Source organism: Citrobacter sp. RHBSTW-00986 (assembly GCF_013783065.1).
GTDB lineage: Bacteria > Pseudomonadota > Gammaproteobacteria > Enterobacterales > Enterobacteriaceae > Citrobacter > Citrobacter braakii.
Genome location: NZ_CP056201.1, coordinates 138,310 through 160,589 on the forward strand (window position 1 = coordinate 138,310; position 22,280 = coordinate 160,589).

A 22,280-nucleotide genomic window follows, 5' to 3' on the forward strand; every position below is an offset into this window, starting at 1 on the left:
ATCGTCACCTCATCCCAGGGGGGAGCAGAAGTCGCTTACTGCTTGCCGCTTTCATACAATTCTCGAAGTTTTTTTGCCTGTATTTGATGAGCTTCGGCACCTGCATTATTGACACTCTCATGTATAAGTGCAGCTTTCTCACCGGCATTCAGTTCGCTAAAGGATAAGTTTTTTGTGTTTGCTTCACTTTCGTTCAGCATTTTTTTATGTTCCTCAATCATTTTTTGATGTGGATAAGAAGCGCTATTATTCATAAATGAATGAGCAATAATAGCTCTTTCATGTTCATTCATTTCAGAAAACGGAGTCGCTATATCTTTATTTTTTTCATCAGTATTCTGTTCATGCGTAGCCGCGTTCACATGGGAAATTGCAGAGGCATTATTGACGAAACGATGTGCGTCGTGCGCAATGTTACTGGACTGGGCAAAAACCGCCCCGGATAATAAAGAGGTTAACGCAGTGACAGCAATTAATGTTTTCATAATAAAATACCTTTCCTGACAAATAAAAAGAGGCTCACATAATCATATATAAAAATAACAGACACGTGGGAAAGATGACATAAATGTAATATAGCCAGTTACATTACACAATTGTAATGAATTTGTTTTGTAAGGTGTGCTAGCTTCATTTCATTGCAGGAGAATGAATCTAATTCAAATCGGTTCTCTATCTCTGCCATTAACCATATTTTAATTAAGGGATCGCCATGCAACTCAAAACGTCTCGACGAACTTTCCTGAAGGGGTTGACCCTCTCTGGTGTAGCCGGAAGTCTTGGCGTATGGAGCTTCAATGCACGTTCCAGTCTGAGCCTGCCACCTGCAGCATCCCTGGAGGGTACTCAGTTTGACCTGACCATTGGTGAAACGACCGTCAATATCACCGGCAGTCAGCGCCAGGCCAAAACCATCAATGGCGGCCTGCCGGGGCCCGTCCTTCGCTGGAAAGAAGGTGAAACTATTACCCTGAAGGTCAAAAACCGGCTCAATGAGCAGACATCCATTCACTGGCACGGCATTATTCTTCCGGCCAATATGGATGGTGTACCGGGACTGAGTTTTATGGGCATCGAGCCTGATGACACCTACGTCTACACCTTCAAGGTTAAGCAGAACGGGACTTACTGGTACCACAGCCATTCCGGTCTTCAGGAACAGGAAGGGGTATACGGTGCCATTATTATCGATGCCCAGGAGCCTGAACCTTTTGCTTACGATCGTGAGCATGTGATCATGTTGTCTGACTGGACCGATGAAAATCCTCAGCATCTGCTGAAAAAATTAAAAAAACAGTCGGATTACTACAATTTCAATAAACCAACCGTTGGCTCTTTTTTCCGTGATGTGAATACCAGGGGGCTGTCAGCCACCATTGCCGATCGGAAAATGTGGGCTGAAATGAAAATGAATCCAACTGACCTCGCGGATGTCAGCGGTTACACCTACACCTATCTCATGAACGGACAGGCCCCGCTGAAAAACTGGACCGGACTGTTCCGTCCGGGTGAAAAAATACGCTTACGGTTTATCAACGGCTCGGCAATGACCTATTTCGATATCCGCATTCCCGGGCTCAAAATGTCGGTTGTGGCTGCAGATGGTCAGTATGTCAATCCGGTCACCGTTGACGAATTCAGGATTGCAGTTGCCGAAACCTATGATGTCATCGTGGAGCCGCAGGGTGAGGCCTATACCATCTTCGCACAATCCATGGACAGAACCGGTTACGCTCGCGGGACTCTGGCCACAAGAGAGGGGTTAAGTGCTGCCGTTCCCGCTCTCGATCCTCGTCCTCTTCTGACCATGGAAGATATGGGTATGGGAGGAATGGGACATGATATGGCAGGAATGGATCACAGCCAGATGGGAGGCATGGATAACAGCGGACAGATGATGTCTATGGATGGCGCTGACCTGCCGGAAAGCGGGACATCCTCCGCGCCAGTGGACCACAGCAACATGGCCGGTATGGATCATTCCCAGATGGCCGGAATGCCGGGAATGCAAAGTCATCCTGCGTCAGAAACGGATAACCCGCTGGTTGATATGCAGGCGATGAGCGTCTCTTCGAAATTAAACGATCCGGGTATTGGTCTTCGAAATAACGGAAGAAAGGTTCTCACGTACGCGGATTTGAAAAGCCGCTTTGAGGATCCTGACGGACGTGAACCCGGACGAACGATAGAACTGCATTTAACCGGGCACATGGAAAAGTTTGCCTGGTCATTTAATGGCATTAAGTTTTCCGATGCCGCACCTGTGCTGCTGAAATACGGTGAGCGACTCAGAATCACGCTGGTCAACGATACCATGATGACTCACCCCATTCACCTGCATGGTATGTGGAGCGATCTGGAAGATGAAAACGGTAATTTCATGGTGCGTAAACATACAATAGATGTTCCTCCTGGTACCAAACGCAGTTACAGAGTGACAGCAGATGCGCTTGGCCGCTGGGCATATCACTGCCATTTGCTCTATCACATGGAAATGGGAATGTTTCGTGAAGTTCGGGTGGAGGAATGATGCGAATGAAGAGAAATTTTAAGGCCATACCGGTTTTGTTCGCCGGTTTGTTTACCTCACAGGTTTCGATCGCAGCGGGCTCAGTGTCTGCAGACCCCCACGCCGGGCACGACATGTCAGCTATGCAGATGTCAGCGGATGAGAACTTCACTGAGATGACGTCCATGGAGCCCGTTGTGACAGAGAGCAGAACGCCAATTCCGCCAGTTACCAATGCCGACCGAAAGGCTGCATTCGGCAATTTACAGGGGCATGCAATTCACGACAGTGCAATTAATTATCTGGTTCTGCTGGATCAGCTTGAATGGCAACGGTCGGATAACAGCAACAATTTCAGCTGGAGCGTTAACAGCTGGATCGGAGGCGACACAGACCGGCTTTGGCTAAAGAGCGAAGGTGAACGAAGCGGGGGAAAAACAGAGACGGCAGAAGCCCAGTTACTCTGGGGACATGCGGTTGGCCCATGGTGGGATTTGGTTGCGGGTGTCAGGCAGGAATTCAGACCTGAGTCAGCCCAGACCTGGGCTGCTGTCGGTTTTCAGGGACTTGCGCTCTATAATTTTGAGTCTGAAATTACGGGTTTTGTCAGTAATGGTGGAAAAGCCGCTCTGCGTCTGGGAGGAGAATACGACGTTTTACTTACTAACCGGCTCATACTCCAGCCATCCTATGAGGTGAATTTCTACAGTCAGGATGATGAATCGCGGGGGCGCGGCAGGGGATTAGCTGACACAGAGCTGGGGCTCCGGTTGCGCTATGAAATACGCCGCGAGTTTGCACCCTATGTAGGCGTCTCCTGGAATCAGCTTTACGGGAAAACATCCGATATGGCGAAAAGAGAGGGTGAGAAAGACCATCAGGTAGTATTCCTGGCGGGAGCCAGAATCTGGTTTTAATGCATTGACTTAAAACACTCAACTAAACAGGTAAATAATATGTCGATTTTACATAAAGCCACTCTTACAGGTGGCCTGGTTCTGGGCGTCGCTTTTTCTGCTATGGCCCATCCGGAATTAAAAAGCTCGGTTCCACAGGCTGATTCAGCTGTAGCGGCCCCGGAAAAGATTCAGCTAAATTTCACGGAAAATCTGACCGTGAAATTCTCAGGTGCAAAATTAACGATGACGGGTATGAAAGGCATGTCATCACATTCTCCGATGCCAGTCGCGGCAAAAGTGGCACCAGGCGCTGACCCTAAATCGATGGTCATTATTCCGCGAGAACCTTTACCCGCTGGCACTTATCGTGTTGACTGGCGCGCGGTTTCTTCAGATACGCACCCGATTACCGGTAATTACACTTTCACAGTGAAGTAATATCATGAACGAACTGATTATGATTGTTATTCGTTTTCTTCTTTATCTTGATTTGATGGTAATATTTGGATTGCCATTTTTTCAGATATATGGAATAAGCGGTGTAAGACATGAAGCGTATAACCTGACTAATTTCAGGTCGTTTATAACCTTTGCTGTTGTTGCAGGCATCATTCTTACTGGCATTAATATGCTCCTGGTATCTAATGCCATGAGCGGAGTAACTGATCTCAGAGAATTATCCATCCATATTATCGAGATGGTTATAGAAGAAACTGATGTAGGTATTAGCTGGATTGTCAGGCTCTGTGCCCTGTTTACCACACTCGGTGCTTTGTTCCTTTACACTAATAAGAGAGTATTGTCCTGCCTGCTAATGACGATGAGTGGGGGCGTGGCGCTGGCTACACTTGCCTGGGGAGGACACGCCGTCATGCATGACGGTCTGCATTACTACCTCCATTTACTGGGCGATCTAACTCATCTCGGCGCTGCAGGTGCCTGGACAGGTGCTCTGGTTGCATTTGCTATCCTGCTGATGCGCAGAAACGCGCATAATGCACAGAGCGTCAGTGTGATATCTGACTCTCTGGCAAAATTTGCAACCGCAGGAACGGTGATTGTTGTGGCTCTGATCCTGAGTGCGCTGGTCAACTATCTGTATATTGCTGAAGGTAACTTAACCCCCTTGTTCAACAGTGCCTGGGGGGGCATATTGCTTGCTAAAACGGCTCTGTTTGTTCTGATGCTTCTGCTGGCTGCAGCAAACCGGTTTCACCTTGGCCCCCGCCTTGAAGTTATGGTCAGGGAAGGGAATTATGTTCGCAGCGTTGCCATGATGCGAAACAGCATCCTGACAGAATTCTTCGTTGCGGTCGCCATTCTGGGGGCTGTATCTTGGCTAGGAACGCTTGCTCCGTCTCAGGCAAGCTAGTGATCCGTAATATTTTTACCATCATATCATCGAGTTAACCATGCAGCGTATTTTAATCGTTGAAGACGAACATAAAACAGGTAGTTACCTGCAGCAGGGACTGGTTGAGGAGGGCTATCAGGCCGATCTCTTTGATAATGGCCGCGATGGTCTCGGGGCCGCGTCGAAAGGACAGTATGATTTGATAATACTGGACGTGATGCTGCCTTTCCTCGACGGGTGGCAAATCATCAGCGCACTGAGGGAGTCCGGGCACGAAGAACCGGTCCTGTTTTTAACCGCAAAGGACAACGTACGGGACAAAGTGAAAGGGCTGGAGCTTGGCGCAGATGACTATCTTATCAAGCCCTTCGATTTTACAGAGCTGGTTGCACGGGTAAGAACCTTATTGCGCCGGGCCCGTTCACAGACTGCCACGGTTTGCACCATAGCTGACATGACCGTCGATATGGTGCGGCGGACAGTGACACGCTCAGGTAAAAAGATCCATCTCACCGGCAAAGAATACGTTCTGCTTGAACTGCTGCTGCAACGCACCGGAGAAGTGTTACCCAGAAGTCTTATCTCGTCACTGGTCTGGAATATAAATTTTGACAGTGATACGAATGTGATAGATGTTGCCGTGAGACGGCTCAGAAGCAAAATTGACGATGACTATGAGCCAAAACTGATCCATACCGTGCGCGGTGCCGGATATATTCTGGAGATCAGAGAAGAGTGAGATTCAAAATTTCCCTGACCACGCGCCTGAGTCTGATTTTTTCTGCAGTTATGCTGACTGTATGGTGGTTATCAAGTTTTTTACTGATTAGCACCCTTAATGGCTATTTCGATAATCAGGATCGGGATTTTCTGACAGGTAAACTTCAGCTTACTGAAGAGTTTCTGAAAGCAGAAACGTTCCAAAATAAAACTGATATTAAATCATTATCAGAAAAAATAAATGATGCGATGATAGGGCACAGTGGATTATTCATATCTATAAAAAACATGGAAAATGAAAAAATCGTGGAGCTGTATGCTAAAAATTCTGCGGTCCCTGAGATCCTGTTAAATAAGTCAGGTGATATTCTCGACTATATGATCCAGACTGAAGAAAATAATACTGTTTACCGCAGCATCTCACGTCGGGTTGCAGTGACTCCGGAACAGGGTAAAAGCAAACATTTCATCATTACGGTTGCCACGGATACAGGGTATCACACCCTGTTTATGGACAAACTCAGCACCTGGCTGTTCTGGTTCAATATAGGTCTGGTCTTTATTTCAATTTTTCTGGGCTGGCTGACCACACGTATTGGTCTGAAACCGTTACGGGAAATGACCAGCCTGGCTTCCTCCATGACGGTGCATAGCCTGGATCAGCGTCTTAATCCCGATCTGGCTCCGCCGGAAATCTCTGAGACCATGCAGGAGTTCAATAACATGTTCGATCGCCTGGAGGGGTCATTCCGGAAACTGTCAGATTTCTCGTCTGACATCGCGCATGAATTGCGCACACCGGTCAGTAATCTGATGATGCAGACGCAGTTTGCACTGGCTAAGGAAAGGGAGGTTTCGCATTACCGCGAAATTTTATTCGCTAACCTGGAAGAACTGAAAAGGTTGTCACGAATGACCAGTGACATGCTTTTTCTGGCACGTTCAGAGCATGGTCTGCTGCAGCTGGAGAAACATGATGTGGATCTGGCCGCCGAACTGAATGAATTACGTGAGTTATTCGAGCCCCTGGCAGACGAAACAGGAAAGACAATCACGGTTGAAGGAGAGGGCGTTGTTGCCGGAGACAGCGATATGCTGCGACGTGCTTTCAGTAACCTGCTCTCCAATGCTATCAAGTATTCTCCCGATAACACCTGTACAGCGATACGCCTTGAGCGTGACAGTGACTGTGTGAACGTGATGATTACCAATACGATGTCTGGCCCGGTTCCCGCTAATCTTGAACGTTTGTTTGACCGGTTCTATCGCGCAGACTCATCAAGGGTCCACAACACGGAAGGCGCGGGGCTGGGATTATCAATTACAAGGTCGATCATTCATGCTCACGGCGGCGAGCTGTCAGCAGAACAGCAGGGGCGGGAAATTGTGTTCAAAGTGCGCCTGTTAATGGATTAATCCCGTTATTCAGGAGAAACCTGAAAGGTGACAAAATTGTCATCATTCAGTCACGCGATAAACAGAGGCGGTTTTTTATAATCAGTCATAAATCAGGACCAGCGTGATAACCCAATCGCCCGGTTCCTGGAGTGATGATTAACCAGCCCTGTAATCAAATGCTTTAGCATTGATTGTTCGGGTATGAAAACACCGGAGACCCAACCATGAAAAAGATTCTTGTATCCTTTATTGCCATGATGGCTGTCGCTTCATCTGCCATGGCTTCAGAGACAATGAACATGCATGACCAGGTAAATAATGCCCAGGCACCGGCCCATCAGATGCAGTCTTCAACTGTTAAAAGCACAGTTGAGGGAGAGAGCATGAAAATGATGGATATGAATGACCACGATAAGGCAGCAATGTCCCATGAAATGATGCAAAACAGTAATTCTGCCGCTCACCAGGACATGGCTGAAATGCATAAAAAAATGATGAATGCTAAACCAGGGGCTACCAACGAAACAGCAAAGTCATTTTCTGAAATGAGCGAGCATGAGAAGGCCGCAGTAGTGCATGAGAAGGCGAATAATGGTCAGTCTTCCGTTGTTCACCAGCAGCAGGCTGAAAAGCATCGCAGTCAGATCACCCAGAATTAACCCGCAGCTCCACTTGTAAGACCCTCATTTGACGCCAAATTCACTGGCTTACGCTCCTGCCCGGGAGCGTTTTTTTTATGCTTCACTACAATGTAGCCGTGAAGCCAACAACGACTATTTGTCCCCCACTCCACAGAGCATGTTTTCTATCCTTACATGAAATAGCCCTCCCATATAGATACGAAAAAACATATGTGTTTTTTGACTTTTAGCCTCAGAAGCGCGAAACTCGCCATTCAAAGCAGGAGAGTATAATGACACAAATTTCATCCCTACAACTTTTCAAAATCCTATCTGATGAGACCCGTCTGGGTATCGTACTGCTGCTCAGAGAGATGGGAGAGCTATGCGTGTGCGATCTCTGCACGGCACTGGAACAGTCACAACCCAAGATCTCCCGCCATCTGGCGATGCTTCGGGAATGTGGACTGTTGCTGGATCGCAAACAGGGCAAGTGGGTTCACTACCGCTTATCCCCACATATTCCTTCCTGGGCCGCTCAGGTGATTGAGCGTAAGCGTCGTCTCAGCACCGTCTGGCAGATCCTGAAATTCCTGAGAGGATAATGGACACCAAATATGGTGGACGCTATCCATGAAATCATTAACCGCAGTGCGTAAAAAAAGCCCTAATTATCCCGTTGAGTTCAAAATCAAAATGGTTGAACTCTCGCATCGACCAGAGATCTCCGTAGCGCAACTCGCTCGTGAGCATGGGATCAACGATAATTTGCTGTTCAAGTGGCGCCAGTACTGGCGCGAAGGAAAACTACGTCCTCCTTCAACAACAGAAAACAACGTGCCTGAGCTGCTCCCGATAACACTTGATGCCGAAGATGTTGTCCCTGCAACCTCCCCCGGTCACAACCTGTAGCTGCTGCGGCACCTGAATCACTCAATATCAGCTGTGAAGTGACGTTCCGGCACGGATCACTCCGTCTGAATGGTGCCATCAGCGAAAATATCCTGAACCTGCTGATACGGGAGCTCAAACGTTGATCCCATTACCATCAGGGACAAAGATCTGGCTGGTCGCTGGCATCACCGATATGAGAAACGGCTTCAACGGCCTGGCGGCAAAGGTGCAGACGATGCTGAAAGACGATCCGATGTCAGGTCACGTTTTTATCTTCCGTGGGCGTAATGGCAGTCAGGTAAAGCTCCTCTGGTCTACCGGCGATGGACTGTGTCTGCTGACCAAACGGCTGGAGCGCGGCCGCTTCGCCTGGCCGTCAGCCCGGGATGGCAAAGTGTTCCTCACACCGGCACAGCTGGCGATGCTCCTTGAAGGTATCGACTGGCGGCAGCCTAAAAGACTGCTTACGTCACTGACTATGTTGTAGGCCTCTTTATCCTGGTCGACGCTGAATGAGCCTGGTAATATACCCGGTATGAACAGCTTACTTCCTGACGATATCGATGAACTGAAACGTCTCCTTGCCGAACAGGAGGCGCTGAACCGTGCCCTTCTGGAAAAGCTGAACGAGCGTGAACGCGAAATAGATCACCTGCAGGCGCAACTGGATAAGCTGCGCCGGATGAACTTCGGCAGCCGCTCCGAAAAAGTCTCCCGCCGTATCGCGAAGATGGAAGCCGACCTTAAGCAGTTGCAGAAAGAAAGCGATACCCTTACCGGCCGGGTGGATGACCCGGCCGTGCAGCGCCCGCTGCGGCAGACCCGTACCCGCAAACCGTTCCCTGAATCACTTCCCCGTGACGAAAAACGGCTGCTGCCGGCAGCGTCATGCTGCCCGGAATGTGGTGGTGCGCTGAGTTACCCGGGTGAAGATGCCGCCGAACAGCTGGAGCTGATGCGCAGCGCCTTCCGGGTTATCCGGACAGTACGTGAAAAGCATGCCTGTACTCAGTGCGATGCCATCGTGCAGGCCCCCGCGCCTTCACGGCCCATCGAGCGGGGTATCGCAGGACCGGGGCTGCTGGCCCGCGTGCTGAGTTCAAAGTATGCAGAGCACACCCCGCTGTACCGCCAGTCTGAAATATACGGCCGCCGGGGTGTGGAGCTGAGCCGCTCACTGCTGTCGGGCTGGGTGGATGCGTGTTGCCGACTACTGTCACCGCTGGAAGGGGCGCTTCAGGACTATGTGCTGACTGACGGTAAGCTCCATGCTGATGACACGCCTGTCCCGGTGCTGTTGCCAGGTAATAAGAAAACGAAGACCGGGCGGTTGTGGACGTACGTTCGTGACGACCGTAACGCCGGGTCAGAGCTGGCGCCGGCAGTGTGGTTCGCTTACAGCCCGGACAGAAAAGGTATCCACCCGCAGAGCCATCTCGCTGGCTTCAGCGGTGTTCTGCAGGCGGATGCGTACGCCGGGTTCAACGAACTGTACCGCAATGGACAGATAACGGAAGCTGCCTGCTGGGCTCATGCCCGCCGCAAGATCCACGATGTGCACGTTCGCACCCCGTCAGCGCTGACGGAGGAAGCCCTGAAACGGATCGGTGAGTTATATGCCATCGAGGCGGAAATAAGGGGGATGCCGGCGAAGCGACGCCTTGCAGAACGTCAGCAAAAAGCTAAACCGCGGCTGAAATCCGGAAAGCTGGCTGCGTGAAAAGGTGAAAACGCTGTCGCGACACTCAGAACTGGCGAAAGCGTTCACGTACGTACTGAACCAGTGGCCGGCGCTGGCTTACTATACTGACGACGGCTGGGCCGAGGCAGATAACAACATAGCTGAGAATGCGCTACGGATGGTCAGCCTGGGCCGCAAAAACTACCTGTTCTTCGGTTCGGATCATGGAGGAGAGCGGGGAGCGCTGCTGTACAGCCTGATCGGGACATGCAAACTGAACGGAGTGGAGCCAGAAAGCTACCTTCGCCATGTGCTTGATGTTATAGCTGACTGGCCGATAAACCGGGTCAGCGAACTACTCCCCTGGCGCGTAGCACTGCCAACTGAATAACACATCCCCGTCAATACGGTTCTCGCTGCACGCTTACGATTGAGCAGGCCTGGTTAAGCCAACAGGACGACGTGCAGACCATCGCCCGTAAGCTGGCATCAGCCAACTGCTCTGGAAGCGGTAAGGCTGTTTGTATCTAAAAAATTTGCCTGAACATATATGATTTTACGAATGTGAGGTATCAAAGATGAAAACGTTAACCGTGTTTGATCCGGCGATGTGCTGCAGTACCGGCGTTTGTGGTTCAGATGTTGATCAGGTTCTGGTCGATTTTTCTGCTGATGTGCAATGGCTGAAAGGGCGTGGGGTTCAGATCGAACGTTACAACCTGGCGCAACAGCCGATGAGCTTCGTTGAGAACGCTAAAGCGAAAGCATTCCTTGAAGCTTCTGGAGCCGAAGGGCTTCCGCTGCTGTTGCTGGATGGCGAAACGGTGATGGCAGGGCGTTATCCCAAACGTGCTGAACTGGCTCGCTGGTTAGGTATTCCGCTGGAGAAAGTGGGCGTGGCTCCGACAAGCTGCTGTGGTGGTAACACTTCCTGTTGTTGAGTATGTCAGGAGAACATATGCATTTTTTACAGAATATCCCGCCTTACCTGTTTTTCACTGGCAAAGGAGGAGTAGGTAAAACCTCAATTTCCTGCGCTACAGCTATACGCCTGGCAGAACAGGGCAAGCGCGTCCTGCTTGTCAGTACCGATCCGGCTTCTAACGTTGGTCAGGTATTCGATCAGACTATCGGGAAAACTATCCAGCCCGTGACTGCTGTGTCTGGTCTTTCGGCTCTGGAGATTGACCCGCAGGATGCCGCCCAGCAATACCGCGCCAGAATCGTTGACCCTATTAAAGGTCTTTTGCCTGATGACGTTGTTAACAGCATCAGTGAACAGCTTTCAGGAGCTTGTACGACAGAGATTGCTGCGTTCGACGAGTTTACTGGCTTACTGACCGACGCTTCTCTGCTGACCCGCTTCGATCACATCATTTTTGATACTGCCCCAACGGGCCACACTATTCGCCTTCTTCAGCTTCCCGGAGCCTGGAGCAGCTTCATCGAAAGTAACCCAGATGGTGCTTCCTGTCTTGGGCCGATGGCGGGGCTGGAAAAGCAGCGTGAGCAATATGCTCATGCGGTTGAGGCATTATCCGATCCTGAACGAACTCGCCTTGTGCTGGTCGCGCGATTGCAAAAATCAACACTGCAGGAAGTCGCTCGTACTCATGGCGAATTATCAGCTATTGGCCTTAAAAATCAGTATTTAGTCATTAACGGTGTCCTGCCTGCGAGCGAAACAGAACGTGATGCACTGGCCGCTGCAATATGGCAACGGGAGCAAGAGGCGCTGGCAAATCTTCCTGCCAGATTATCTGATTTGCCGACAGACAACTTATACCTTCAGCCGCTGAACATGGTTGGTGTGTCCGCATTGAAAGGCCTGCTCAACGAACACGCTGAGATAACATCGCTTCCTGAACAAAGCACACAGAACAAGCCAGAGAATATGTCGTTGTCTGTCCTGGTTGATGATATCGCCCGCAGTGAACACGGTTTGATTATGCTGATGGGCAAAGGTGGTGTGGGTAAAACCACAATGGCTGCGGCTATCGCCGTCAGTCTGGCGGATAAGGGTTTTGATGTGCATCTCACCACCTCAGATCCTGCTGCACATCTCAGTACAACGCTCAATGGCAGCCTTAAAAATCTGCAGGTCGGCCGAATCAACCCTCACGATGAAACTGAACGCTATCGTCAGCATGTTCTTGAGACGAAAGGCAGGGATCTGGATGAGGCCGGGAAGCGGCTGCTCGAAGAGGATTTACGTTCTCCTTGCACAGAAGAGATTGCGGTGTTCCAGGCGTTCTCACGCGTCATCCGTGAAGCAGGCAAACGGTTTGTGGTCATGGATACGGCACCGACCGGGCATACGCTATTACTGCTTGATGCGACCGGGGCTTATCACCGTGAGATTGCCAGGAAGATGGAGGATAAAGGTCATTTTACCACTCCGATGATGCAGCTTCAGGACCCGGAACGTACCAAAGTCTTGCTGGTCACTCTGCCTGAAACCACACCTGTACTGGAAGCGGCAAACCTGCAGTCCGATCTTGAACGTGCGGGGATTCATCCCTGGGGCTGGATTATCAATAACAGCCTTTCGATTGCACAGACGCAATCGCCGCTGCTTTGCCAGCGCGCCCGACAAGAGCTTCCTCAAATCGAGGTTGTGAAAAACCAGCATGCAAGCTGCATAGCGTTAGTACCGGTAATGGCTGCAGAGCCCACTGGCATCGAGAAACTCAGAGAGCTGGCCGTTTAATTTTTTTGTATATACAGGGCGGCAAAGCCGTCCTGTCTGGAGGATTTATGTTACTGGCAGGCGCTATTTTTGTCCTGACCATCGTTTTGGTTATCTGGCAACCGAAGGGATTAGGGATCGGCTGGAGTGCGACGCTGGGCGCGGTACTGGCGCTGATATCTGATGTAGTCCATTTTGGTGATATCCCTGTAGTGTGGAATATCATCTGGAATGCGACGGCGACCTTTATTGCCGTGATTATTATGGGTAAGCGGATTAAATGGTTGATCTTACCGGCACTGTTGCAAAGTTAGCGATGAGGCAGCCTTTTGTCTTATTCAAAGGCCTTACATTTCAAAAACTCTGCTTACCAGGCGCATTTCGCCCAGGGGATCACCATAATAAAATGCTGAGGCCTGGCCTTTGCGTAGTGCACGCATCACCTCAATACCTTTGATGGTGGCGTAAGCCGTCTTCATGGATTTAAATCCCAGCGTGGCGCCGATTATCCGTTTCAGTTTGCCATGATCGCATTCAATCACGTTGTTCCGGTACTTAATCTGTCGGTGTTCAACGTCAGACGGGCACCGGCCTTCGCGTTTGAGCAGAGCAAGCGCGCGACCATAGGCGGGCGCTTTATCCGTGTTGATGAATCGCGGGATCTGCCACTTCTTCACGTTGTTGAGGATTTTACCCAGAAACCGGTATGCAGCTTTGCTGTTACGACGGGAGGAGAGATAAAAATCGACAGTGCGGCCCCGGCTGTCGACGGCCCGGTACAGATACGCCCAGCGGCCATTGACCTTCACGTAGGTTTCATCCATGTGCCACGGGCAAAGATCGGAAGGGTTACGCCAGTACCAGCGCAGCCGTTTTTCCATTTCAGGCGCATAACGCTGAACCCAGCGGTAAATCGTGGAGTGATCGACATTCACTCCGCGTTCAGCCAGCATCTCCTGCAGCTCACGGTAACTGATGCCGTATTTGCAGTACCAGCGTACGGCCCACAGAATGATGTCACGCTGAAAATGCCGGCCTTTGAATGGGTTCATGTGCAGCTCCATCAGCAAAAGGGGATGATAAGTTTATCACCACCGACTATTTGCAACAGTGCCGATACGATACATTCAGTTTCTCTCACTTAACGGCAGGACTTTAACCAGCTGCCCGGCGTTGGCGCCGAGCGTACGCAGATGATCGTCGCTATCGGTGACGTGTCCGGTAGCCAGCGGCGCGTCCGCCGGCAGCTGGGCATGAGTGAGGGCTATCTCGCCGGACGCGCTGAGCCCGATACCCACCCGCAGGGGCGAGCTTCTGGCCGCCAGGGAGCCCAGCGCAGCGGCGTCACCGCCTCCGTCATAGGTTATGGTCTGGCAGGGGACCCCCTGCTCCTCCAGCCCCCAGCACAGCTCATTGATGGCGCCGGCATGGTGCCCGCGCGGATCGTAAAACAGGCGTACGCCTGGCGGTGAAAGCGACATGACGGTCCCCTCGTTAACACTCAGAATGCCTGGCGGAAAATCGCGGCAATCTCCTGCTCGTTGCCTTTACGCGGGTTCGAGAACGCATTGCCGTCTTTCAGAGCCATCTCAGCCATGTAGGGGAAGTCGGCCTCTTTTACTCCCAGATCGCGCAGATGCTGCGGAATACCGATATCCATCGACAGACGCGTGATAGCGGCGATGGCTTTTTCCGCCGCGTCGAGAGTGGACAGTCCGGTGATATTTTCGCCCATCAGTTCAGCAATCTCGGCGAATTTCTCCGGGTTGGCGATCAGGTTGTAGCGGGCCACATGCGGCAGCAGGACAGCGTTGGCCACGCCGTGCGGCATGTCGTACAGGCCGCCCAGCTGGTGCGCCATGGCGTGCACGTAGCCGAGGTTGGCGTTATTGAAAGCCATCCCGGCCAGCAGAGAGGCATAGGCCATGTTTTCCCGCGCCTGCAGATTGCTGCCGAGGGCCACGGCCTGGCGCAGGTTGCGGGCGATGAGGCGGATCGCCTGCATGGCGGCGGCGTCCGTCACCGGGTTAGCGTCTTTGGAGATATAGGCCTCTACGGCGTGGGTCAGGGCATCCATCCCGGTCGCCGCGGTCAGGGCGGCCGGTTTACCGATCATCAGCAGCGGATCGTTGATAGAGACCGACGGCAGGTTGCGCCAGCTGACGATCACAAACTTCACTTTGGTTTCGGTGTTGGTCAGGACGCAGTGGCGGGTGACCTCGCTGGCGGTGCCGGCGGTGGTATTGACCGCGACGATAGGCGGCAGCGGGTTGGTCAGGGTCTCGATTCCGGCATACTGGTACAGATCGCCCTCATGGGTGGCGGCGATGCCGATGCCTTTGCCGCAATCGTGCGGGCTGCCGCCGCCCACGGTGACGATGATGTCGCACTGTTCGCGGCGAAACACGGCGAGGCCGTCGCGCACGTTGGTGTCTTTCGGGTTCGGCTCGACGCCGTCAAAGATCGCCACCTCGATCCCGGCCTCCCGCAGATAATGCAGGGTTTTGTCCACCGCGCCATCTTTAATTGCCCGCAGGCCTTTGTCGGTGACCAGCAGGGCTTTTTTCCCCCCCAGCAGCTGGCAGCGTTCGCCGACTACGGAAATGGCGTTGGGGCCAAAAAAGTTAACGTTTGGCACCAGATAATCAAACATACGATAGCTCATAATATACCTTCTCGCTTCAGGTTGTATGGGTCCACCACATATTGCAATTTTTACTCTCACGTAAAATATAGTCCACTGGCGTCATCAGTTCGAGTGATTTATGTGGCCTTTTGCTGTTATACAGCACCAGATATTCAGCCATTCTTTGATTAAACAAATTCAGGTCCTCAAAAAGCAACAATTCATTGAATTCAATAAATTGTTCTCTAAGGAAGGTGCGAATAAGCAGGTCATTTCTTCCCAAGCTGACTCGCTGATTAAAATTTCGCGGATCTGGGCCGATTTTTTTCCCGCAAACACATCGAATCAGCCTATTTAGGCTATTTTTTCCACCATTTCTGGCGTTATTTCCGGTTTTTACTGAGATCTCTCCCACTGACGTATCATTTGGTCCACCCGAAACAGGTTGGCCAGGGTGAATAACATCGCCAGTTGGTTATCGTTTTTCAGCAGCCCCTTGTATCTGGCTTTCACGAAGCCGAACTGCCGCTTGATGATGCGAAACGGGTGCTCCACCCTGGCACGGATGCTGGCTTTCATGTATTCGATGTTGATGGCCGTTTTGTTCTTGCGCGGATGCTGCTTCAAGGTTTTTACCCTGCCGGGACGCCCGGCGATCAGCCAGTCCACATCCACCTCGGCCAGCTCCTCGCGCTGTGGCGCTCCTTGGTAGCCGGCATCGGCTGAGACAAATTGCTCCTCTCCATGAAGCAGATTACCCAGCTGATTGAGGTCATGCTCGTTGGCCGCGGTGGTGACCAGGCTGTGGGTCAGGCCACTCTTGGCATCGACACCAATGTGGGCCTTCATGCCAAAGTGCCACTGATTGCCTTTCTTGGTCTGATGCATCTCCGGATCGCGTTGCTGCTCTTTGTTCTTGGTAGAGCTGGGTGCCTCAATGATGATGGCATCCACCAAAGTGCCTTGGGTCATCATGACGCCTGCTTCGGCCAGCCAGCGATTGATGGTCTTGAACAATTGACGGGCCAGTTGATGCTGCTCGAGCAGGTGGCGGAAATTCATGATGGTGGTGCGATCCGGCAGGGCGCTATCCAGGGATAATCGGGCAAACAGGCGCATGGAGGCGATTTCGTACAGGGCATCTTCCATGGCACCGTCGCTCAGGTTGTACCAATGCTGCATGCAGTGAATACGCAGCATGGTCTCCAGCGGATAGGGCCGTCGGCCATTGCCCGCCTTGGGATAAAACGGCTCGATGACAGCGGTCATATTCTGCCATGGCAGAATATGACCGCTGTCATCGGGCACTGTTGCAAATAGTCGGTGGTGATAAACTTATCATCCCCTTTTGCTGATGGAGCTGCACATGAACCCATTCAAAGGCCGGCATTTTCAGCGTGACATCATTCTGTGGGCCGTACGCTGGTACTGCAAATACGGCATCAGTTACCGTGAGCTGCAGGAGATGCTGGCTGAACGCGGAGTGAATGTCGATCACTCCACGATTTACCGCTGGGTTCAGCGTTATGCGCCTGAAATGGAAAAACGGCTGCGCTGGTACTGGCGTAACCCTTCCGATCTTTGCCCGTGGCACATGGATGAAACCTACGTGAAGGTCAATGGCCGCTGGGCGTATCTGTACCGGGCCGTCGACAGCCGGGGCCGCACTGTCGATTTTTATCTCTCCTCCCGTCGTAACAGCAAAGCTGCATACCGGTTTCTGGGTAAAATCCTCAACAACGTGAAGAAGTGGCAGATCCCGCGATTCATCAACACGGATAAAGCGCCCGCCTATGGTCGCGCGCTTGCTCTGCTCAAACGCGAAGGCCGGTGCCCGTCTGACGTTGAACACCGACAGATTAAGTACCGGAACAACGTGATTGAATGCGATCATGGCAAACTGAAACGGATAATCGGCGCCACGCTGGGATTTAAATCCATGAAGACGGCTTACGCCACCATCAAAGGTATTGAGGTGATGCGTGCACTACGCAAAGGCCAGGCCTCAGCATTTTATTATGGTGATCCCCTGGGCGAAATGCGCCTGGTAAGCAGAGTTTTTGAAATGTAAGGCCTTTGAATAAGACAAAAGGCTGCCTCATCGCTAACTTTGCAACAGTGCCAAAAATCCCACCCTCTGATGCGCTGCTGAAGCATATCGCCAGCAGGCTAAAGCTTACCGGGGATCTCTGGCCCGCTTACCTTTCCGGCAGGGATACGACCCGGCGTGAGCATTTAACCGAACTGTACCGCTATCTTGGCGTAAAGGCGTTCACCGGCAAAATACAGCAAGACTGTATTACACACCTGCTTTCGATGGCGACGCGCACCGATAAAGGTATTCTCCTGGCCGAAGAGTTACTGGTCTGGCTCCGGCAGAACAACGTGATCATCCCCGCGATTGACGTCGTGGAGCGTACCTGTGCGGAGGCCATGGCTGGCGGCGATAAAATCGTATTTCAGACCCTGAATGCCCCGTTAACTCCGGCCCACAGGGATGCCCTGGATCGTTTACTGGAGTCATCAGATAATCAGCCTTCCAGGCTGACATGGCTTCTGCAACCGCCGGGTAAAATCAATGGTAAGAACGTGCTGCAACATCTTGATCGGCTCAGTAGCATTGAATCGCTGGCATTACCTGAAGGTATAGATCGTACCATTCACCAGAACAGGTTGCTGAAACTTGCGCGGGAAGGCCGAAAGATGAGTAGCCGGGATTTGACCCGATTTTCAGCAGCCCGGCGTCATGCGATCCTGGTGTGCGTGCTGGAAGAAGCCAGAGCCACACTGACAGACGAAGTAATTGAGCTGCATGAGCGAATGCTGAACAGCCTTTTCAGCAAAGCCAAAAGAACACAGGCTGAGCGCCTTCAGCAGACCGGAAAGCTGATCCAGTCAAAACTGAGGCAGTATATCGATGTCGGTCAGGCGCTGTCTGATGCCCGTGATTCCGGTGGAGATCCATGGCTCGCAATAGAAAACATACTCCCATGGCATGAATTTGTCGCCAGTCTGGAGGAAACACGCCATCTCGCCAGAAAAAATAATTTTGACCCGCTGCATATTATTACCGAGAAATACAGCACATTACGGAAATATGCCCCGCGCATGTTGTCCGCTTTACAGTTAGTCGCAACCCCGGCCGCGCAACCTCTGGCTGATGCACTGGTTGTGATCAAGGAGATGTACCGGAAGCAGTTACGTAAAGTTCCGGCGGCAGCGCCGCTTGAGTTTGTCCCTGAAAGCTGGCGCAAGGTGGTGATTACACCTGCGGGTATTGACCGGCAGTACTATGAATTTTGTGCGCTCAGCGAGCTTAAGGGGGCGTTGCGCTCCGGGGATATCTGGGTTAAAGGCTCGCGCCGCTACAAAAATTTTGATGATTACCTCATCCCCGAAAAGGACTTTGACAAACTCACGCCGGCCCTGCCACTGCCCGTATCTGCTGATTATCATGAGTACATTACCAGCCGTATGACCCTGCTTCAGTCCAGACTTGAAGAGGTCAATGCCATGGCTGCCCTTGGTGAACTGCCTGATGTGGAAATATCTGACAGGGGCGTAAAAGTCTCTCCGCTGGATAACTGCGTTCCGGCGCAGGTTTCACCGCTGGCAGAGCTGGTTTACAGCATGCTACCGCGACCTAAAATCACGGAAATTCTCGATGAGGTAAACAGCTGGACGACGTTTACCCGACATTTTTCGCATATAAAAAATGACATTACCCGTCCCGATACCCGACTGCTCCTCACCACCATTCTTGCGGATGGCATCAACCTTGGTCTGACCAAAATGGCGGAAGCCTGTCCCGGAAGCACCAAATCATCACTCGAAGATATTCAGGCATGGTACATCCGTGATGAAACTTATTCAGCCGCTCTTGCAGAGCTGGTAAATGCGCAGGGAAAAAGGTCTCTGGCGGCATTCTGGGGAGACGGGACAGCGTCATCATCAGACGGACAAAATTTCAGAACAGGCAGCTCAGGCCGCTACGCAGGGCAGGTTAACCCGAAATATGGGCAGGAGCCTGGACGTCAGTTTTATACCCATATATCGGATCAATACAGCCCGTTTTACACCTGCATAATCAGCCGGGTCAGGGATTCAACCCATGTTCTCGATGGCTTGCTGTACCACGAAAGCGACCTGGAAATCAGGGAGCATTACACCGATACTGCGGGTTTCACCGATCATGTCTTTGCCCTGATGCATCTGCTGGGATTTGCGTTCTGTCCACGAATCAGGGATCTCCACGACAAGAAACTGTTTATCAAAGGGAAAGCAGACCAATACCCGGCGCTTCAGTCACTGATATCAACGACCAGCCTGAATCTGAAAGAGATCGAAATTCACTGGCGTGAAGTGCTGCGTCTGGCAACCTCGATAAAGCAGGGAACCGTGACGGCATCCCTGATGCTGAAAAAGCTTGCCAGCTACCCCAAGCAAAACGGACTTGCCAAAGCATTGAGAGAAATTGGCCGTATTGAACGAACGCTGTTTATGCTCGACTGGTTCCGCGATCCGGCACTGCGTCGGCGTGTACAGGCGGGACTGAATAAAGGAGAAGCCCGTAACGCGCTGGCGCGTGCGGTATTCCTGCACCGGCTGGGTGAAATCAGGGACCGAAAACCGGAAAATCAGAGCTATCGCGCCAGTGGACTAACGCTCCTGACAGCTGCCATATCCCTGTGGAATACCGTCTATATGGAAAGAGCGGTCGATGCGCTGAAGCGTAAAGGGGTGAAGATCAACGAGCAACTGCTGTCGCATTTGTCGCCCTTAGGCTGGGAGCACATCAATCTGACAGGAGATTATATCTGGAAAAGCAACCGGATACCCGCTTCCGGTAAGTTTCGTCGGCTGAGGCCAGCTAAAGTAGAAAGGTCAAAAAACAACCTTAACGAATGGAAGGGACTTCCCCTGATTATGCGCCTGATTAACTCTTGTGCAATTATGGGGTACACATCGTCCCGGAGGAATTCGTTATGACTATCACGACTGTCGGTATCGATCTTGCTAAAAATGTGTTTGCTGTTCACGGTGTTGATCAAAATGGTAGAACTGTTCTGGTTAAGCCTAAAGTATCGCGTGCTGCACTTCCTGAGTTAATTGCAAGTTTGCCTCCCTGTGTTATCGGGATGGAAGCATGCTCCGGGGCTCACTACTGGGCAAGATTGTTTCGGCAGTATGGTCATGAGCCACGTCTGATGGCTGCTAAGTTTGTATCGCCTTATCGTATGGCCGGAAAATCAGGAAAAAATGATGCAGCTGATGCTCAGGCTATCTGTGAAGCTGTTCGTCGTCCGCATATGCGGTTCGTACCAGTGAAAGACGAAAGCCAGCAGGCCATGCAGTGTTTACATCGTACCCGTCAGGGTTTTATCGAAGAGAAAACAGCAACGTATAATCGTCTGCGAGGATTGATATCTGAATTCGGTGTCATCGCGCCACAAAGTGCTGATGCCCTGCGCCACATGGTTTCTGTGCAGAAGAGCTCTTTACCGCTTCAGGTTCAGCAATGTGTTGATGATTTGATGGAACACGTTGATCGCATTGAAGCTAACATCACTGAATATGACCGAATTTTGTCCCACATAGCCAAAACAGATCATCGCAGTCAGCGGCTGATGGAGCTAAAGGGCGTTGGTCCCACAACGGCCTGTGCACTGGTCGCCAGTATCGGTAATGCACATGATTTTAAAAATGGACGTCAACTGGCAGCTCGGCTGGGGCTGACGCCATCACAATACAGCAGCGGGGGAAAGTCGAAACTCGGCAGGATCACAAAAGCCGGTGATTCGTATCTGCGAACGCTTCTGGTTCAGGGGGCTCGTTCAGTGCTTATTGGCGCCGGGAAAAGGACTGACTCATTCAGCCGTTGGGTTTGTATGTTGGTTGAGCGCAGAGGGTACTGGCGGGCTGTTGTGGCCATCGCCGCCAAAAATGCGCGGCTGTGTTGGGCATCACTACATTACGGTGATGATTTCCGGCTGTACTCAGTCAACTAAAGCTCGAAGCTGTATAACCATCTGACCTGCAATTCGTTGATGATAAAGGGTTAGACCCCGTGAGGCCTATCTGGCTATTGTACAGGATATACGTATCCGCTTAACGAACAAGAACCTCACGCGCGTCTTTCATCAGGGCCCGAATCGATGACGATTCATCATGGCCGTTTATAGTACCGCAGTCTCTCCCCTTTATTTTTACTGAAGAGCAGACAGAAACCATAAATACCGGCTTTGACATGCCGGGGAAGTCCTTATAGTACAATAATTTTCGATATCCAAACTGACCCCAAGTAAGGACGGTCGCGCCTGTGGTGGTTTTATCTCCGTGGAGCGCCTGGCCCCGGCCATAATTGTTAGTTCGATACCCCATGAGTCACGCCTCCGGGTATTGCCAGAAAGTCGGGGGCTTCAGCCATACCTTTGCGCGATAACAGCACTAATCTGTCCTGCGGGGTCGAGACAATTTCATCCCCGTTATCCAGTACGCTGCCCACCAGCGCGAGCCCTTTCTCGAAGTGTGTAGCTTTCTGGCCAGCGCTTGAAACAATCCGTGCAGATGAACCATCGGTATAAGTGACTGCATCACCCTCCACTGCGATTTTGACCATTTGACCGTTGCCTAGATCCATAACCCTGGCGCTATCAACAGCGGTTACGACACCACCTCGCGCAGTCAGGCTTCCCTCGACCGCAACACGCCAGATTGCTGTTACCGGGTGTTGGCGATCCCTTTCAGCGTTCTGCTCAATAATTTGTCGAGCATCCACATCCATTGCGGCCAGATCAGCGTCAGAGAAAGGGGATTTGTCAAAGTCGGCCAGCATTTGTTGAGTTGCTTCATTTGTAAACTGCTTCATCGTTATTACTCCTTATAAAATG

General features: G+C 51.5%; 19 protein-coding genes and 6 pseudogenes. 18 read left to right on the forward strand and 7 right to left on the reverse strand.

Going from position 1 to position 22,280, the window contains the following annotated elements; genetic code table 11:
* Nucleotides 1-35 precede the first annotated feature (35 nt).
* On the reverse strand, nt 36-485 hold the full coding sequence (locus HV345_RS24500) for a hypothetical protein (RefSeq protein WP_008786776.1): 450 nt from the start codon (nt 483-485) through the stop codon (nt 36-38).
* A 227-nt stretch (nt 486-712) separates the two neighbouring features.
* Between HV345_RS24500 and pcoA the strand changes: the two genes are divergently transcribed.
* From pcoA to HV345_RS24575, 15 genes and pseudogenes are all read left to right on the forward strand, one after another.
* Nucleotides 713-2,530, forward strand: a complete 1,818-nt coding sequence (pcoA, locus tag HV345_RS24505) for a multicopper oxidase PcoA (protein ID WP_181636714.1) — start codon at nt 713-715, stop codon at nt 2,528-2,530.
* 5 nt (nt 2,531-2,535) lie between these two features.
* Nucleotides 2,536-3,426: a copper resistance outer membrane transporter PcoB gene (gene pcoB / locus HV345_RS24510; RefSeq protein ID WP_074147394.1), complete on the forward strand. Its 891-nt coding sequence runs from the start codon at nt 2,536-2,538 to the stop codon at nt 3,424-3,426.
* 39 nt (nt 3,427-3,465) lie between these two features.
* The gene (gene pcoC / locus HV345_RS24515) at nt 3,466-3,846 is read left to right on the forward strand and encodes a copper resistance system metallochaperone PcoC (protein ID WP_032951225.1); all 381 of its coding nucleotides are present in this window, start codon (nt 3,466-3,468) and stop codon (nt 3,844-3,846) included.
* A gap of 55 nt (nt 3,847-3,901) precedes the next feature.
* On the forward strand, nt 3,902-4,780 hold the full coding sequence (pcoD, locus tag HV345_RS24520; protein WP_230586310.1) for a copper resistance inner membrane protein PcoD: 879 nt from the start codon (nt 3,902-3,904) through the stop codon (nt 4,778-4,780).
* Nucleotides 4,781-4,820: 40 nt separating this feature from the next.
* Complete coding sequence (gene pcoR / locus HV345_RS24525) at nt 4,821-5,501, forward strand: copper response regulator transcription factor PcoR (protein WP_008786781.1); 681 nt, start codon at nt 4,821-4,823, stop codon at nt 5,499-5,501.
* Complete coding sequence (gene pcoS, locus HV345_RS24530; RefSeq protein WP_008786782.1) at nt 5,498-6,898, forward strand: copper resistance membrane spanning protein PcoS; 1,401 nt, start codon at nt 5,498-5,500, stop codon at nt 6,896-6,898. The genes pcoR and pcoS overlap by 4 nt, the downstream gene beginning before the upstream one ends.
* 206 nt (nt 6,899-7,104) lie before the next feature.
* Nucleotides 7,105-7,539, forward strand: coding sequence for a hypothetical protein (locus tag HV345_RS24535; protein ID WP_008786783.1), 435 nt, complete (start codon nt 7,105-7,107; stop codon nt 7,537-7,539).
* Between the two features lie 254 nt (nt 7,540-7,793).
* Nucleotides 7,794-8,054, forward strand: a pseudogene (locus HV345_RS24540) (metalloregulator ArsR/SmtB family transcription factor); the annotation flags it as partial.
* Between the two features lie 79 nt (nt 8,055-8,133).
* The gene (locus HV345_RS24545) at nt 8,134-8,412 is read left to right on the forward strand and encodes a transposase (RefSeq protein ID WP_142674217.1); all 279 of its coding nucleotides are present in this window, start codon (nt 8,134-8,136) and stop codon (nt 8,410-8,412) included.
* Nucleotides 8,413-8,533: 121 nt separating this feature from the next.
* Nucleotides 8,534-8,881, forward strand: a complete 348-nt coding sequence (tnpB, locus tag HV345_RS24550; RefSeq protein WP_021563201.1) for an IS66 family insertion sequence element accessory protein TnpB — start codon at nt 8,534-8,536, stop codon at nt 8,879-8,881.
* A 48-nt stretch (nt 8,882-8,929) separates the two neighbouring features.
* Nucleotides 8,930-10,466 (forward strand): annotated as a pseudogene (locus tag HV345_RS24555) (IS66-like element ISKpn24 family transposase).
* A 20-nt stretch (nt 10,467-10,486) separates the two neighbouring features.
* A pseudogene (locus HV345_RS24560) lies at nt 10,487-10,606 on the forward strand (transcriptional regulator); the annotation flags it as partial.
* A 47-nt stretch (nt 10,607-10,653) separates the two neighbouring features.
* Nucleotides 10,654-11,016: an arsenite efflux transporter metallochaperone ArsD gene (arsD, locus tag HV345_RS24565; protein WP_008786785.1), complete on the forward strand. Its 363-nt coding sequence runs from the start codon at nt 10,654-10,656 to the stop codon at nt 11,014-11,016.
* A gap of 17 nt (nt 11,017-11,033) precedes the next feature.
* A complete protein-coding gene (gene arsA / locus HV345_RS24570) occupies nt 11,034-12,785 on the forward strand; it encodes an arsenite efflux transporter ATPase subunit ArsA (RefSeq protein WP_057066686.1) in 1,752 nt (583 codons plus the stop codon).
* Nucleotides 12,786-12,832: 47 nt separating this feature from the next.
* Nucleotides 12,833-13,030: pseudogene (locus HV345_RS24575) on the forward strand (ArsB/NhaD family transporter); the annotation flags it as partial.
* Between the two features lie 81 nt (nt 13,031-13,111).
* Here the strand turns inward: HV345_RS24575 and HV345_RS24580 are convergent.
* The 5 genes and pseudogenes from HV345_RS24580 to HV345_RS24600 form a co-directional block, all read right to left on the reverse strand.
* A complete protein-coding gene (locus HV345_RS24580) occupies nt 13,112-13,816 on the reverse strand; it encodes an IS6-like element IS26 family transposase (protein WP_001067855.1) in 705 nt (234 codons plus the stop codon).
* A 75-nt stretch (nt 13,817-13,891) separates the two neighbouring features.
* Complete coding sequence (locus tag HV345_RS24585; protein ID WP_086801900.1) at nt 13,892-14,245, reverse strand: glycerol dehydratase reactivase beta/small subunit family protein; 354 nt, start codon at nt 14,243-14,245, stop codon at nt 13,892-13,894.
* 20 nt (nt 14,246-14,265) lie between these two features.
* Complete coding sequence (gene dhaT / locus HV345_RS24590; protein WP_023336801.1) at nt 14,266-15,429, reverse strand: 1,3-propanediol dehydrogenase; 1,164 nt, start codon at nt 15,427-15,429, stop codon at nt 14,266-14,268.
* 16 nt (nt 15,430-15,445) lie between these two features.
* Nucleotides 15,446-15,640: pseudogene (locus tag HV345_RS24595) on the reverse strand (IS3 family transposase); the annotation flags it as partial.
* 146 nt (nt 15,641-15,786) lie between these two features.
* A complete protein-coding gene (locus tag HV345_RS24600; RefSeq protein WP_181636716.1) occupies nt 15,787-16,698 on the reverse strand; it encodes an IS5 family transposase in 912 nt (303 codons plus the stop codon).
* Nucleotides 16,699-16,756: 58 nt separating this feature from the next.
* Between HV345_RS24600 and HV345_RS24605 the strand changes: the two genes are divergently transcribed.
* The 3 genes and pseudogenes from HV345_RS24605 to HV345_RS24615 all read left to right on the forward strand — a co-directional run bounded on the left by HV345_RS24605 (nt 16,757) and on the right by HV345_RS24615 (nt 21,398).
* Nucleotides 16,757-17,461 (forward strand): IS6-like element IS26 family transposase, encoded by a 705-nt coding sequence (locus HV345_RS24605; protein ID WP_001067855.1) that lies wholly within the window; start codon nt 16,757-16,759, stop codon nt 17,459-17,461.
* 38 nt (nt 17,462-17,499) lie between these two features.
* Nucleotides 17,500-20,291, forward strand: a pseudogene (locus HV345_RS24610) (Tn3 family transposase); the annotation flags it as partial.
* Nucleotides 20,292-20,375: 84 nt separating this feature from the next.
* On the forward strand, nt 20,376-21,398 hold the full coding sequence (locus tag HV345_RS24615) for an IS110 family transposase (RefSeq protein WP_181636717.1): 1,023 nt from the start codon (nt 20,376-20,378) through the stop codon (nt 21,396-21,398).
* 356 nt (nt 21,399-21,754) lie between these two features.
* Here HV345_RS24615 and HV345_RS24620 read toward each other — a convergent pair whose 3' ends face one another.
* Nucleotides 21,755-22,258: a hypothetical protein gene (locus HV345_RS24620; protein WP_007372141.1), complete on the reverse strand. Its 504-nt coding sequence runs from the start codon at nt 22,256-22,258 to the stop codon at nt 21,755-21,757.
* Nucleotides 22,259-22,280: the final 22 nt, after the last annotated feature.